General features: G+C 68.1%; 13 protein-coding genes. 5 read left to right on the top strand and 8 right to left on the bottom strand.

What is annotated here, in order from left to right:
* Nucleotides 1–2: 2 nt before the first annotated feature.
* On the bottom strand, nucleotides 3–614 hold the full coding sequence (locus tag G4D83_RS32705) for a hypothetical protein (protein WP_163868797.1): 612 nt from the start codon (nucleotides 612–614) through the stop codon (nucleotides 3–5).
* Nucleotides 615–1,033: 419 nt separating this feature from the next.
* On the opposite strand from G4D83_RS32705, the gene G4D83_RS32700 reads away from it, so the two are divergent.
* The 3 genes from G4D83_RS32700 to G4D83_RS32690 all read left to right on the top strand — a co-directional run bounded on the left by G4D83_RS32700 (nucleotide 1,034) and on the right by G4D83_RS32690 (nucleotide 2,191).
* A complete protein-coding gene (locus G4D83_RS32700) occupies nucleotides 1,034–1,237 on the top strand; it encodes a cold-shock protein (protein ID WP_141640366.1) in 204 nt (67 codons plus the stop codon).
* 166 nt (nucleotides 1,238–1,403) lie between these two features.
* A complete protein-coding gene (locus tag G4D83_RS32695; protein ID WP_163868796.1) occupies nucleotides 1,404–1,703 on the top strand; it encodes a hypothetical protein in 300 nt (99 codons plus the stop codon).
* Between the two features lie 170 nt (nucleotides 1,704–1,873).
* Complete coding sequence (locus tag G4D83_RS32690; protein ID WP_163868795.1) at nucleotides 1,874–2,191, top strand: hypothetical protein; 318 nt, start codon at nucleotides 1,874–1,876, stop codon at nucleotides 2,189–2,191.
* A 94-nt stretch (nucleotides 2,192–2,285) separates the two neighbouring features.
* On the opposite strand, the gene G4D83_RS32685 is transcribed toward G4D83_RS32690, so the two are convergent.
* The 3 genes from G4D83_RS32685 to G4D83_RS32675 form a co-directional block, all read right to left on the bottom strand.
* Nucleotides 2,286–3,356 (bottom strand): hypothetical protein, encoded by a 1,071-nt coding sequence (locus G4D83_RS32685; protein WP_163868794.1) that lies wholly within the window; start codon nucleotides 3,354–3,356, stop codon nucleotides 2,286–2,288.
* A gap of 102 nt (nucleotides 3,357–3,458) precedes the next feature.
* Nucleotides 3,459–4,085: a TetR/AcrR family transcriptional regulator gene (locus tag G4D83_RS32680; RefSeq protein ID WP_163868793.1), complete on the bottom strand. Its 627-nt coding sequence runs from the start codon at nucleotides 4,083–4,085 to the stop codon at nucleotides 3,459–3,461.
* Between the two features lie 65 nt (nucleotides 4,086–4,150).
* The gene (locus G4D83_RS32675) at nucleotides 4,151–5,362 is read right to left on the bottom strand and encodes an SGNH/GDSL hydrolase family protein (RefSeq protein ID WP_205522769.1); all 1,212 of its coding nucleotides are present in this window, start codon (nucleotides 5,360–5,362) and stop codon (nucleotides 4,151–4,153) included.
* Between the two features lie 234 nt (nucleotides 5,363–5,596).
* On the opposite strand from G4D83_RS32675, the gene G4D83_RS32670 reads away from it, so the two are divergent.
* Nucleotides 5,597–7,927, top strand: coding sequence for an arylsulfatase (locus G4D83_RS32670; RefSeq protein WP_163868791.1), 2,331 nt, complete (start codon nucleotides 5,597–5,599; stop codon nucleotides 7,925–7,927).
* A 5-nt stretch (nucleotides 7,928–7,932) separates the two neighbouring features.
* Here the strand turns inward: G4D83_RS32670 and G4D83_RS32665 are convergent, their stop codons facing one another.
* Entirely contained in the window at nucleotides 7,933–8,625 is a 693-nt protein-coding gene (locus tag G4D83_RS32665; RefSeq protein ID WP_163868790.1) for a RibD family protein, read from the bottom strand.
* A 66-nt stretch (nucleotides 8,626–8,691) separates the two neighbouring features.
* Nucleotides 8,692–8,880: a hypothetical protein gene (locus G4D83_RS32660; protein WP_163868789.1), complete on the bottom strand. Its 189-nt coding sequence runs from the start codon at nucleotides 8,878–8,880 to the stop codon at nucleotides 8,692–8,694.
* 176 nt (nucleotides 8,881–9,056) lie between these two features.
* Between G4D83_RS32660 and G4D83_RS32655 the strand changes: the two genes are divergently transcribed.
* On the top strand, nucleotides 9,057–9,533 hold the full coding sequence (locus G4D83_RS32655; RefSeq protein ID WP_163868788.1) for a DUF2147 domain-containing protein: 477 nt from the start codon (nucleotides 9,057–9,059) through the stop codon (nucleotides 9,531–9,533).
* A gap of 86 nt (nucleotides 9,534–9,619) precedes the next feature.
* Here the strand turns inward: G4D83_RS32655 and G4D83_RS32650 are convergent, their stop codons facing one another.
* Complete coding sequence (locus G4D83_RS32650; protein ID WP_163868787.1) at nucleotides 9,620–10,105, bottom strand: (2Fe-2S)-binding protein; 486 nt, start codon at nucleotides 10,103–10,105, stop codon at nucleotides 9,620–9,622.
* A gap of 2 nt (nucleotides 10,106–10,107) precedes the next feature.
* Entirely contained in the window at nucleotides 10,108–12,270 is a 2,163-nt protein-coding gene (locus tag G4D83_RS32645) for a xanthine dehydrogenase family protein molybdopterin-binding subunit (RefSeq protein WP_163868786.1), read from the bottom strand.
* Nucleotides 12,271–12,515: the final 245 nt, after the last annotated feature.

Below are 12,515 nucleotides of genomic sequence, written 5' to 3'. Positions count from 1 at the left end.
CGCTACAGGGAGAGGCGCTTCTTGGTGAAGGTGAGCCCCGGGGTGCCCAGGTCCTGGAGCCACGGAGCTGGAGGCTCTGAGATGAGCGCGGCGGTCATCGTCTCGAGCCACTGCGCGAAGGACTCGAAGTCCGGCGTCGCATCCTCGGGCTTCAGCCAGGCCCCCGTCGCCAGCACCCTGGTGCGAGGCATCTCCGCGTGGTGGTAGTAGACCGGGTACTCCCCGTCCGCGCGGGGCGCGCTCACGTCGAAGCACCACACGGCCTCGCCCTCCGCCTCCGCGAAGCCGACCAGGTGGTTGGTGGAGAGGTCGACGCCCTCGTCGATGGTGACCCCCTCTGGCAGGTGGACCCAGTCCTCGTTCGCCTTGCCGAGCGCGTCCGCGTCGTAGAGCTTGAACCCCCGCTCCCGTCCCACCGCCGGAACGTGCCGCGTGGCGGACCTCAAGCCCGTGCCCAGGGCTTCGCGGTAGGTGGGAGGCGGGGTCCATTCGATGACGCCGAAGGGCGGAGTGATGGCTTCCACCAGGGCCTCCGGTGCAATCGGGGTCCCCGCCTTCACCTTCAGGGACTTCGCCTGGCGCAACGCTTCGAGAATCGCGGTGACCTGTTTCATTCGCGCGGAAGCTACTGCGCGTCCTCCCTGGGTGCCGCGAATGTGCACCCGTGAACGGAAGGACGCCCGCTTCGCGGGGGTCACTCGCGGCGGCGCGCGCTGCGGGCCCAGGTGCGCTCGCCCCCTTGGTTGGTTCCGGGGTGAACGACCTTGGGGGCGAAACCTGCCTTTCGTCCGAGTAATCCCCGATTGGCGGCGATGACAGGCCGCGAGAAGAGGAAAGTCGCGCTGATACTGGAATATCTGGCACATGTCGCTACATGGGCTGGGGTGGGTCAGGGCAAGAAGTGCGAAGGATGACGTGCGTGGGGGTGGACATCGTCCAAGCCGAATGCTTAGGCTGTGTCGTCTTGTAGGGTTGATACTCTGTGGGGCCGGACGGCGACTCTCCCTGTCCGCGATGAAAGAAGAACAAGGCAATGGCAACCGGTACCGTGAAGTGGTTCAACGATGCGAAGGGCTTCGGCTTCATCACCCAGGACGGCGGGGGCGAGGACCTGTTCTGCCACCACACGTCCATCCAGGCGGACGGCTTCCGCTCCCTGGCCGAAGGCCAGAAGGTGGAGTTCGATGTCGCCCGGGGCCCCAAGGGCCTGCAGGCTCAGAACGTTCGCCCGATCTAAGCCCCTCGTCATCCTGACGACTTCGTGATTCACCCAGAAGGTCCGGTCCATCAAAGGGTCGGGCCTTCTGTATTTTCGGGACCTGCCCCGTAGAGGGTGTCCACTCCGTCGGCAGGGGTTCCCCGAGGAGCACCAGGCCGGCCAAGGTCCTCCGCGAAACAGCGGGGTGGATGAAGCCCGCCGCGCTCCGGCCCGCGCCTTGCGCCTCGGAAGGGGCTGTCAGGAGGCGCTCGCCATCCTGTTCCTCCTCCGCTCGTCCACGCTGGCGTCGGTGGGCCTCTTCTTCTCGAGGGCCGTGGCCGAGTCCTTCCATGCGGTGGTGAGCGGAGCCCCGTTCGTCGGACACGCTGGCGGCTACGAGGTCGCCCTTTTGCGGTGCCTCGTCATCTCGGTGCTGCTCCTGATTGTCGGGCCCGGGTGCTTCCCGGTGGTTGCCTGGCTGCGAAAGACGCTCGCCGGCGCGTGAGCGCGTGCGGCGTTGGCTTTCGTCCTCGGTTCAGCGCCTCGTCGGAGTGTCCGCCGCGCCACGCTTGAGTCTGGATGTGGGAAGCCACGATTTCAGCGGCGGTCTGTCTGGGATTGGTTGAGGGAGGAACCCAATGTCTGGCGTTCCTTCTTCAATAGGGGCACTCCGTCATGATGAAGCGATTGCCGTTCGTGGTCATGTTGAGCCTGGCCGCTTCCCTGGTTGCCTGTGGCGGCGCGATGGATGAGGGCGCGCAAGAAGTCGTAGCGGCTCAGCCTGGACAGGACGACACCAACGTCTCCGTGGAGGAGGCCCCGGGGACTGTCAGGGCGGCGGCGTATGGCTGCTGCGCGTGGTGCTGGAATCGTGACCGCTATCACCTGGTCGAGGGCGTCGTCTCGAATTGTACCCAGCGTGCCAGTGACTACTGCGCGGTCGGCGACCGCGGTGGCCTCTTCGACGCCGCGTGGACTGACTGCGCGCCGTAGCCCGCTCCAGGAAGGAAGGGCTGGGGCGCAGTGAGGCGCTCCAGTCCCTCCGGAGAGTCGCGGTCGCTGGACGTCCTCCGGGCCGCGTCACGGCTCACTGACCGATGAGCGAAGATGGGAGGGGCGAAGTGCTCCTGCCCGAGCTGCTCGGCTGCGACGTGGAGGGCCCCGTGGGGCGCGCGTTCGACGAGGCCGAGCGATGCGGCGGTCGCCAGCTCATCAAGATTCGCAGGTAGGGAGCGGGCTTCGTCGAGCCGGGAAGGTCAGAGAAGATGCGCTCCCGGTTCTCGTCGAGCAGTGCGTAGTCATCCAGGAAGTCCAGGCCGGCCGAAGTGCTCAGCCACAGGTCGCTGCTGCCCATGCGCAGATTCACCGTGGGGCCGAGCCGCAGCTCCGTCTGGCTCAGGTACCGGACGCCGGGCGCGGAGCTGCTGGCCGGCAGGTCGACGCGGAACACCTGTCGCTCGAACCCACCCGTGAAGCCCAGCTCCAGGCCGCTGCCCACCTTCATGAGCAGGGTGGCGCGAGGGAAGCCCAGCTCCAGGATGTATGGGTCCATGCGGTAGGTGAAGCCCACGACGGGAATGACGGGCACCTTCTCGAACGGATACTGCGTGGCCACTCCCAGCGTCAGCGTCTTCCTCGGGTCTCCTCCGAGGAAGTAGCTGCCCAGGGCGAAGCCCGTCCAGGACGTGTCCCGGCTGGCGTCGAACTCCTTGAAGCCCTTGGAGAAGTCGGGGCGGATGTTGCCGGAGGCGCCCACCAGCAGCAGTCCTCGGGGAGAAACGGGGACGAGCAGCGAGAGCCCGAGCTGGAAGCGGTGGAGGTTCCCGCTCTTCTCCCCCTCCTGTTCATGGAGCGGCGCGGTCCGGCGCTCCATTCCCATCCACCGGGTCTCGAACCCCAGGGTGGGAATCAGCTTCAACGTGCCCAGCTCCAGGATGGGCATCATGGGGCGCACCTCGAGCTTGAGGTGCTCCTTCAGCTTGCCGCCCCGCGAGCCGATCTCCGTGCCCTTCGTCCAGGAGAAGCCCACGTAGGCCCGGTCCTGTGACGTCTGCGCGCTCGCGACGCCCGACGACAGCAGCGCGAGGGTGAGGAGGAACGGCGGAGCCTGGAGACGTGTGGCTCGGCCGCGGGGGAGGGTGGAGTGCTTGGCGCTCATGGGGTGACGAGGCCTCCGGCTGAATTCGTCAGTTATTGATTTCATACTCACTAATTCGGCGCGCGGGCGGGGAGCAGGTGCTGGGCGGGTCAGGCGGGGGCGTCAACCGCGGGAGACGGGGCCGGCCGGCGGGCGGTGGGCTCCGTGCAGGAGCAGATCCAGGAGCGAGCGGACGAAGACGGGCGCGGAGGGATAGCCGGAGGGCGTGTCGGGGCGGTGGAAGATCTGCGCGACGACGTTGTCCTTGATGCCACCGAGGAAGGCATAGGTGAACACCTCGGGGGACACCGCGCGGAGGCGGCCCAGGGAGACCTCGCCCTGGACGTAGTTCACGATGCGCGTGAAGTAGAGCTCGCGAGGGGTCCCGGAGGACGACGCGCTGACGGGGCTGTCGTTCGTCCCCGGGTTGGTCATGGCGAGCAGCTTCAGGGGGATTTGCACCTTGATGATGCCGACGAGGGCGACTCCCGCATCATGGAGGTTCTCCACGACGGTCCCCATACCCACTCGCTGCTCCAGCTCCGCCACCTCGGGAGGCTCGATGAGGTCCAGGTTGAGCGCCGCGCGGAACAGCCCTTCCTTCGTCTTGAAGCGGCGGAAGATGATGCCTTCCGACACGCGCGCTCGCTCGGCCACCATCGCGGAGGTCGCTCGCACGCCATGCGCCCGGAACACCTCTCGCGCGGCGTCGAGGATGTCTTCATCGCGAATGGAGACGGGGCGGGCCATGGTGTTATCGAGTTGGTACTCAAATACTCCCGGGTCTCGGGAGGTGTCAAGCCGAGGCCCGGTGCTCAGGGGCGGACGACGGTCTCGATGAACCGGCGCAGCGCCTCCGCCATCTTGAGGTGCGTGGCGGCGGACGGGTGCCAGTCCTCGGCGACTCCGTCGAGCTCGGGCGCCTGCTCGGCCATCTCATGGCGGTACACCCGCGCATCGCCTTGCTGCTGTCGCTCCGTGACGAGGTCGGTGAGCCAGTGCCCGACGTGGACCGACGACGGCGTGTCCGTCCCTTCGGTCTCCTTGTGGCCGTCCGTCATGCTGCCCAGCGTGCAGATGATGTGGGCCCGAGGGTGCAGCGTCCGGAGCCGCTGGAGGAACGCGCGGTAGGCCGACTTGAACGCGGCTTCGTCTGGAAGGTATTGGGCGGTGCCGTGGCCGGCGAAGGTGTCGTTGGTGCCGGCGTTGACGACAATCACGTCGGGCGACGCATGGGAGAAGTCCCAGGGAACGGCATGGTCCGGGACGGCCAGCTCGTAGAGCGCGGGAATCAATCCGGCTGTCGATGCATCCAGGTTGCGATAGACCCCTCGGCCCGAATAGCAGACGAGGACGGGCTCCGCGCCCAGCGCCAGGGCCGTGAGCCAGGCGTAGCCGCGCCTGGGATTCTGGTGCGCCGAGGTGAAGGTCGGCGCGCTCCAGGGCGGCGTCTGGGGGATGACGGAGACCTCGCTGCCGTAGCCACAGGTGATGGAGTCGCCGATGAACTCCATCAGCGGCTTCGCGTGCGCGGGTGGTTCCTGGAGCTCGCCATGGACCTCCAGCGCCACCAGCTCACTGGAGCCCACCGAGGACTCGGTGCGCTTGACGAGCTCCACCGTGTGCGGCCCCACGGCCAGGCCCGTGGCGAGGACGTACGTCGGTTGGTGGCGGTGCACCGCGAGCGGCCGGGGTGTCGCGCCGTCAATCGAGACATCGAAGTAGTTGGTCCCCACCTCACCGCCCAGGCCCGCGTCGTGGAGCTTCATCCGCAGGGCGTCACCCCAGAAGCTCGCGCGAATCGTCACGCCGGGATGGGAGAAGACGACGCCGGTGGCGGAGCGGTAGGTCCGTCCGGTGTAGCGCACCCGCGTGTCCGCGGCCGGAACACTCACCCAGGCCAGGGATGGGGAGGGAGAGGGCTCCGACGTCTTGCAGGCGGCCACCGTCAAGCCGAGGCCGAGGAGGATGACCAGCACTCCAGGAGGCCGACGGGCTGCGCTTCCACACGGGACAGGCGGGCTCATCCACATACACGCCATGCGTACCATGGAGCAGGGACACCGGGCCCGGGCGCGACGAAGAGAAAGAATGGCCGGCGCTTCGTCGCGAAGGGCACATCGCGTCGCCCGTGAGGGTGGCCGGGGCGAGCGGGCTCTCGACGGCGCACGCTTGTTGCCGCTCCTGCACCCAGGTCACAGCCTCTTCTGCGTGGATTGATGTCCATGGCCGCGGCTTCGACGCCTCGCGAGGGCCCTCTCATGACTTCCAAGAAACACAAGCCGCGCAATCCCGACCGGACGCTCCTGCCTCCGCCGACGCAGACCGCCTTCGGTGGGAAGGTGGGGGAGACCTACCGGGACTCCGTGCCTGACTGGTCGCCCGTGCTGCCCCTGGCCGCGCCGGAGGGCGCGCCGAACGTGCTCATCATCCTCCTGGATGACGTGGGCTTCGGTCAGCTCGGTTGCTATGGCGGCCCCATCGAAACGCCGAACCTCGACAAGCTCGCCAGCACCGGGCTTCGGTACAACAACTTCCACACGACGGCGCTCTGCTCTCCGTCGCGCGCGGCGTTGCTCACCGGACGCAACCACCACTCCGTGGGGCTCGCCGCCATCACCGAGGCGGCCACGGGGTTTCCTGGCAGCTATGGCTCGATTCCGAAGAGCGCCGCCACGGTGGCGGAGGTGCTGAAGCAGAATGGCTACAACACGATGGCCGTGGGGAAGTGGCACCTCACCCCGTACACCGCGTACACCGCCGCCGGGCCGTTCGACCGCTGGCCGGTGGCCATGGGCTTCGAGAAGTTCTACGGCTACCTCGGAGGAGAGACGGACCAGTGGGCGCCCTTGCTGGTGCAGGACAACCAGTTCATCGATGCGCCCACGCGCCCCGGATATCACCTGACCGAGGACCTGGTGGACCGGACCATCACCTACCTCCGGGACCAGCAGCAGGCGAACACGGGCCGTCCCTTCTTCGCCTACCTCGCGCTCGGGGCCTGCCACGCTCCGCTCCATGCCCCCAAGGAGTTCATCGACAAGTACCGGGGCCGGTTCTCGCAGGGCTGGGACAAGGTCCGCGAAGAGGTGCTCGCGCGACAGAAGGCGCTGGGCATCCTCCCCGCGAGCGCGAAGCTGACCCCGAGAGACCCCTCCGTCCCCGCGTGGACGTCATTGAACGAGGCGCAGCGGACGGTGTACTGCCGGCTGCAGGAGGCCTTCGCCGGGATGCTCGACCATGCCGACCACCACATCGGTCGGCTGCTCGCGGCGCTCGACGAGCTGTCGCTGCGTGACAACACGCTCATCCTCGTCGCCTCCGACAACGGAGCGTCACAAGAGGGGCTGCAGGACGGCGTCACCAACACCGACCGCTTCCGGAACTTCACGCCGGAGAGCGTCGAGGAGATGTCGCTGCGCCTGGAGGAGATTGGCGGGCCTCGGACGGACCCGCTGTATCCCATGGGCTGGTCCCTGGCCGGAAACACGCCCTTCAAGAAGTGGAAGCAGGACACGCACATGGGGGGCAACACGGATGCCCTCATCGTCTCCTGGCCCGCGAGGATTCGGGAGGGGGGCGCGATTCGCAATCAGTATCACCACATCATCGACATCGTCCCGACGCTGCTCGAGGTGAGCGGCCTGCCGGAGCCCATGTCTGTCAATGGCGTCAAGCAGATGCCCGTGCAGGGGGTGAGCTTCGCCTATACGTTCGAGGACGCCGCGGCGAAGACTCGCAAGAAGGTGCAGTACTACGAGATGCTGGGCAGTCGCGCCCTCTGGGCAGATGGCTGGACGGCCGTGGCCTGGCACAAGAAGGGCTCCTCCTGGGCGGAGGACCGCTGGGAGCTGTATCACACCGACGTCGACACGACTGAGTACGAGGACCTCGCCGCGAAGCACCCCGAGAAGCTCCGGCAACTGATTGCCATGTGGGAGGTCGAAGCCAGCAAGTACCACGTCAGGCCGCTCGACGACCGGCGCTATGAGCGCGCGGCGGACCCGGGGCGCCCTGTCGCGGCCCTGCCCAGGGAGCGCTACACGTTCTACTCGGGCACTTCGAACCTGCACCCGCTGGCGGGGCCCGCGATGCTGGGACGGCCTCACACCATCACCGCCCACGCCTTCATCCCGGACACCGGCGCCGAGGGCGTGCTGGTGTGTTCGGGCGGGGAGTTCGGTGGGTGGAGCCTGTTCCTCCAGGACGGCCGGCTCCACTACGTCCACAACTACCTCAAGATGGAGGAGTACCTCGTGTCGTCGGCCCGGGTGGTGGCTCCCGGCATGCACCGGCTGAGCGCGCGGTTCACTCCGACGGCCAAGAGCCTCAAGCCGGACTTCTTCACCGGCGATGTGCTGCTGATGGTGGACGACGAGACGGTGGGGACGCTGAAGGGCATCAAGACCGGCGCGATGTACAGCGCCATGACGGGCTACGGGTTGCTCGTCGGGCGCAACACGGGCACGGCCGTGAGTCCTCGCTACGAGGTGCCGTTCTCCTTCACGGGGCGACTGGAGAAGGTCGTGGTGGACGTGAAGGGAGACCGCGACGCGGAAGGGGAGCTGCGGCTCGCGTTCTCCCAGGAGTGAGCGGCTCAGCGCTTCGGCTTGTAGCGCAGCCAGACCAGGTCACCCGCGCGCTTCTCGAGGGAGACCAGCTCGAGGTGGCGGATGGGCCCCTTCTTCTCGCTCGCATCGAAGAGTGAAGGGGTGCCGATGGAGCCATCCGCGATGGGCGCGACGAGCACGCTCAGCTCATCGATGAGGTCCGCGGCCAGGAAGGAGCCGTTGATTCTGCCGCCCCCCTCCAGGAGCAGCTTCTTGATGCCGAACCGCGCGCGCAGCTTCTCCAGCACCCGTCGGAGGTTCAGCTTCGCCTTGCCGCCAAACAGGTAGGAGATGCCCTTCGCCTGGAGGAAGGCCAGGTAGTCGTCGGAGACCTGCTCGGTGAGGACCGAAATCACGTGCTCCTCATCGATGGAGGCCGACTTCCAGGTGAGCTTGCCCGAAGGGTCCAACGCGATGGCGTAGGACTCGGCATCGCGTCGCGCGATGAAGTCCTTCCTGGGAATCGGCTGCGCTCGCTTGCGTGCGGGAACCCGCGCCTTCCCGGCGTAGGGCTCCATTGAAATCCGGCCAATCATCCACGCCTCCGCGTCGAACGTCTCGGCCGTGCGCTCGTACTCGCCCAGCATGCGGGAGGAGAGCTTCCAGTGCCTGGTGACGATGCGCCCGTCGAGCGATGGCACCATGTGGCAAATCACGTACGGGCGTTTCGCTTCACTCATTGACGGCTCCTCATGAGGGGGCGGTCGGCAGGGTAGCGCGTTTCCGCGAGGCTGGCGGCTGGCGGCTCAGCGTCCCGTCGTCTTCTCCAGCGTGTCCGGGTAGCGGGCGCCCTGCACGGTGATTTTCGAGGCCGCGTCGGTGAGCTCGCGCAGGTCCTCCGTCGTCAGCACCCGCTCGGCCGCGCCGAGGTTCTCTCCCAGGCGGTGCAGGCTGGGGGGGCCGGGAATGGGGAGCCTGCGAGTCGGGGGCTGCACGGCCTGCCCTGGGAGTGCGGGTGGGCCGTGCATGCCGCGGAGCGGCACGTTCGAGCACCTCACAGAATTCCACGAGGGGCTGCCTGACGGCACAGCGGTGGAGTACAAACGGTGTGATGGGACGCTGGAGCGCAAGCCCCCTCTGATGTGAGCCCCGCGCAGAAGGACCTCAAGACATGAACGCAACCCGGTGGTTCGGACTCGCTTCTCTGACCCTGATGATTGCCTCGAGCGCCCTGGCCGAGGACAAGGCCCCCGCCGCCGCGGAGGCGAATGCCGCCGTCGGTCGCTGGACGACCATCGATGACGAGACCAAGAAGCCCAAGTCGGTCATCGTCATCTCCGAGGAGGACGGCAAGCTCGTTGGCAAAATCGAGAAGCTCTTCCGCGACCCGAAGGAAGAGCAGAACCCGGTCTGTGACAAGTGCCAGGGCTCGCTGAAGGACCAGCCCATCATCGGGATGACCATCCTGCGCGACCTGAAGAAGGACGACGACGAGTGGAACGGTGGCACCATCCTCGACCCGGCGAACGGCAAGACCTACAAGTGCAAGATCGCCGTCGAGGACGGCGGCAAGAAGCTGAAGGTTCGCGGCTACATCGGCATGTCGCTGCTCGGCCGCACCCAGCACTGGGTCCGCGCCACCGAGTAGCTCGTCGCCTCGTGTGCCCGGGTGGACTCCCTGTTGACGGGGAGTTCACGCCGTGAGGCGCGCGAGTCAGCGGGCTTTTCGTGGCCTCACCCGCCTGTTACGCCCGCTCCGCTTCTCAGCAGCAGGGCCGCGCGTTTGATGGCGGCGCGGATGCGGACATAGGTGCCGCAGCGGCAGACGTTCTCGCTCATGGCGGCGTCGATGTCCGCGTCGGTCGGGTGGGCGTTCTTCCGCAGCAGCGCCACCGCGGCCATGATCTGCCCCGGCTGGCAGAAGCCACACTGGGCCACGTCCTCGTCAATCCAGGCTTGCTGCACGGGGTGCAGTCCCTGGGCGCCCAGTCCTTCAATGGTCATCACCTCGTGGCCGGAGAGGCTGCCCACGGGGTGGATGCAGGGGCGGAAGGCCTCGCCGTCCAGGTGGCTGGTGCACGCGCCACACACGCCCACGCCGCAGCCGTACTTGGGCCCCCTGACTCCCAGCACGTCGCGGAGCACCCACAGCAGGGGCAGGTCCGAGGGCGTCTCCACCGTCACCGTCTGACCATTGAGGATGAATTGATGGGCCAGCATGGTCAGACTCCCTCGTCGAGGATGGGGAAGCGGGTGGGCATGGTGCCGGTGGCTCGGGCAATGGCGTTGGTCAGGGCCGCCGCGGCGCTGGGATAGCCCAGCTCTCCCACGCCACCCACGCGGTCGTCCGAGCGGACCAGGTGCACCTGGATGTCGGAGGGGACGTGCTTCATCCGCAGCCAGCGGTAGTCCGCGAAGCTGCCCTCGCGCACCGCGCCCGAGTCGATGTGGAGCCCCGCGCTCAACGTCGTGGACATGGCGTCCACCGCGGCGCCCTGGAGCTGGGCTTCGATTCCCTTGGGATTGATGGGAAGGCCGACGTCCGCGGCGATGACCACGCGCAGCACCCGAGGTGTCCCGCTGCTGACGTCCACCTCGATGAGGTGCGCGATGGCGCTCTCCCACTCCTCGAGCACGGCGACGCCCTGGGCGACTCCGGGCGGAAGGGCCCGGCCCCACTGGCCCACCGACACGACCTTGTCGAGGACGGCCTTGAGCCGGCTGTTGGAGGGGAGCCGGGAGCGCCGCAGGGCCACGGGGTCCACCTGGAGCTCACGGGCGAGCTGGTCGACGAACACCTCGTTGGCCACGCCCACCTGGCTGGTGAACACCGAGCGGAAGGAGGCGGTGGGAATGGGGATGGGGACCTCGCGCAGCTCATGGCTCGCGAAGCCGAAGCGGTAGGGGATGCGCTGGGAGATGGCGAAGAACACGGCGCTCGTCGCATCGGGCAGGGCCTCTCCGAGCAGCGCGGTGAGTACATCGCCGAAGCCGTGAGGAAGCTCCACGGTGGGAATGGCGGCGCGGTGGTGCCAGCCAAGGATGCTTCCGCCCAACCCCAGGTGGGCGAGGATGCGGTGATGGCTGGCGGGCCGGAAGTGGCCGTGGCGCATGTCGTCGTTGCGGCTCCACATCAACTTCACCGGCTGGCCGATGGCGCGTGAGACGAGCGCGGCTTCCACGGCGGCTTGATTGAAGAACCTGCGACCGAAGCCGCCACCGGCCCGGGTCACGTGCACGGTGACTCGCTGGGGCGTGAGGTCCCAGCCGAGCGCCCGGGCGACCTCGCGCTGCGCGTACTTGGGGTCCTGGGCCCCCAGCCAGACCTCGGCGCTCGTGCCCCGCACGTGGGCCAGACAGCTCTGCGTCTCCATGGGTGCGTGCGCGAGGTAGGGGAAGTCGAAGCGGCCCTCCACCGTCCGCGTCGTCAGCAGTGGTGGCAGGGGACGAGGGCCTATCGCATCCCGAAGGCGGGAGCGGATGTCGACGTCGGACAGCGTGCTGGCCGGTCCCGGCGTCCAGGAGACCTGGAGGGCGTCACGCGCGGCGAAGGCCTGCGCGAAGGTCCGCGCCGCCACCGCCACACCCGAGGGCAGCCATACCACGCCCACCACTCCCGGCATCGTCCGGGCCACGCCGTCGTTGAAGGACTGGACCGCGCCACGCAGCGTGGGAGGCCTTGCCACCACCGTGGGCAGCGCCCCGGGGAGGTCCAGGTCCAGGGCGTAGCGCGCCGCGCCGGTGACGATGTCCAGCGCGTCGATGCGTCCCGTGGGCCGACCCACGACGGTGTACTGGCTCTCCGGCTTGGGCCGCGTGGAGACCAGGGGCAGCAGCACGCGCGCGGCTTCCTCCGCCAGCTCGCCGTAGCCGAGCCGCCGGCCGTCCGGAGCACGCACCTCGCCTTGGGAGGTGGTGAGGGTGGGGGCGAGCACCCGCCAGCGGAGCGCCGCCGCGGTGACGAGCCGCGCGCGGGCCTCCGCCGCCGCGGCGCGAAGCGGGCCCGTCAGGTAGCGCATCGTCGAGGACAGCCCGGTGAGCTGGATGAGCCAGCGCGGGTCCGCATCCGCGCTGCGCACGTCGACCGCGTCGAGCGCCACGTCCAGCTCCTCCGCGACGAGCATGGCCACGGCCGTGGTGATGCCCTGGCCCATCTCCGTGCGCGGCAGCGTGGTGACGACCCGACCGTCGAGCTGGAGCGCGATGTAGAGACTGAGCGGAGTCTCTGTCGCCGTCACGGGCACTTCCGTCGCGTCCGCCGCCGGCACGTCGAGCCCCATCCTCGCGGCGATCATCAACGTGGGAGAGGCCACCACCCAGGTCAGGAACCCGCGCCGGTCCAACCCGCCAGGAGCCGCCGTGTCTGCTTCGAGCGCATCCGCCATGGCCAAAGCATGACACACGCGGAGGACGTGTCCCAGGCAGACTCGGCCCCCCTTCATGGGCTGCCAGGCACGGCGTCCGGACGACGACATCCATCGGGAGTCCCAGGGGCGGAGGTGTCGGGCGGGTGATGCAATCGCTCAGGTCGGGTCCGGTTTCAGGCGATGATTGTCAAACGGCGGGCGGTGATACATCGGGTGTATTTTCCATGAATGAAAACATGGGCTGTCTGGACGCCAGCGGCAGA

The sequence above is a fragment of the Myxococcus eversor genome (assembly GCF_010894455.1).
Lineage (GTDB): Bacteria > Myxococcota > Myxococcia > Myxococcales > Myxococcaceae > Myxococcus > Myxococcus eversor.
The sequence above is the reverse complement of the archived record's forward strand: the minus strand, read 5'-3'. Positions and strand labels throughout refer to the sequence as shown.

Bases quoted from the DNA above. Each gene is read 5' to 3' on its own strand.
- G4D83_RS32700 (WP_141640366.1), top strand. From the start codon at position 1,034: ATGGCAACCGGTACCGTGAAGTGGTTCAACGATGCGAAGGGCTTCGGC.
- G4D83_RS32650 (WP_163868787.1), bottom strand. From the start codon at position 10,105: ATGCTGGCCCATCAATTCATCCTCAATGGTCAGACGGTGACGGTGGAG.
- G4D83_RS32675 (WP_205522769.1), bottom strand. From the start codon at position 5,362: ATGAGCCCGCCTGTCCCGTGTGGAAGCGCAGCCCGTCGGCCTCCTGGA.
- G4D83_RS32680 (WP_163868793.1), bottom strand. From the start codon at position 4,085: ATGGCCCGCCCCGTCTCCATTCGCGATGAAGACATCCTCGACGCCGCG.
- G4D83_RS32655 (WP_163868788.1), top strand. From the start codon at position 9,057: ATGAACGCAACCCGGTGGTTCGGACTCGCTTCTCTGACCCTGATGATT.
- G4D83_RS32705 (WP_163868797.1), bottom strand. From the start codon at position 614: ATGAAACAGGTCACCGCGATTCTCGAAGCGTTGCGCCAGGCGAAGTCC.
- G4D83_RS32685 (WP_163868794.1), bottom strand. From the start codon at position 3,356: ATGAGCGCCAAGCACTCCACCCTCCCCCGCGGCCGAGCCACACGTCTC.
- G4D83_RS32645 (WP_163868786.1), bottom strand. From the start codon at position 12,270: ATGGCGGATGCGCTCGAAGCAGACACGGCGGCTCCTGGCGGGTTGGAC.
- G4D83_RS32670 (WP_163868791.1), top strand. From the start codon at position 5,597: ATGACTTCCAAGAAACACAAGCCGCGCAATCCCGACCGGACGCTCCTG.
- G4D83_RS32690 (WP_163868795.1), top strand. From the start codon at position 1,874: ATGATGAAGCGATTGCCGTTCGTGGTCATGTTGAGCCTGGCCGCTTCC.
- G4D83_RS32665 (WP_163868790.1), bottom strand. From the start codon at position 8,625: ATGAGTGAAGCGAAACGCCCGTACGTGATTTGCCACATGGTGCCATCG.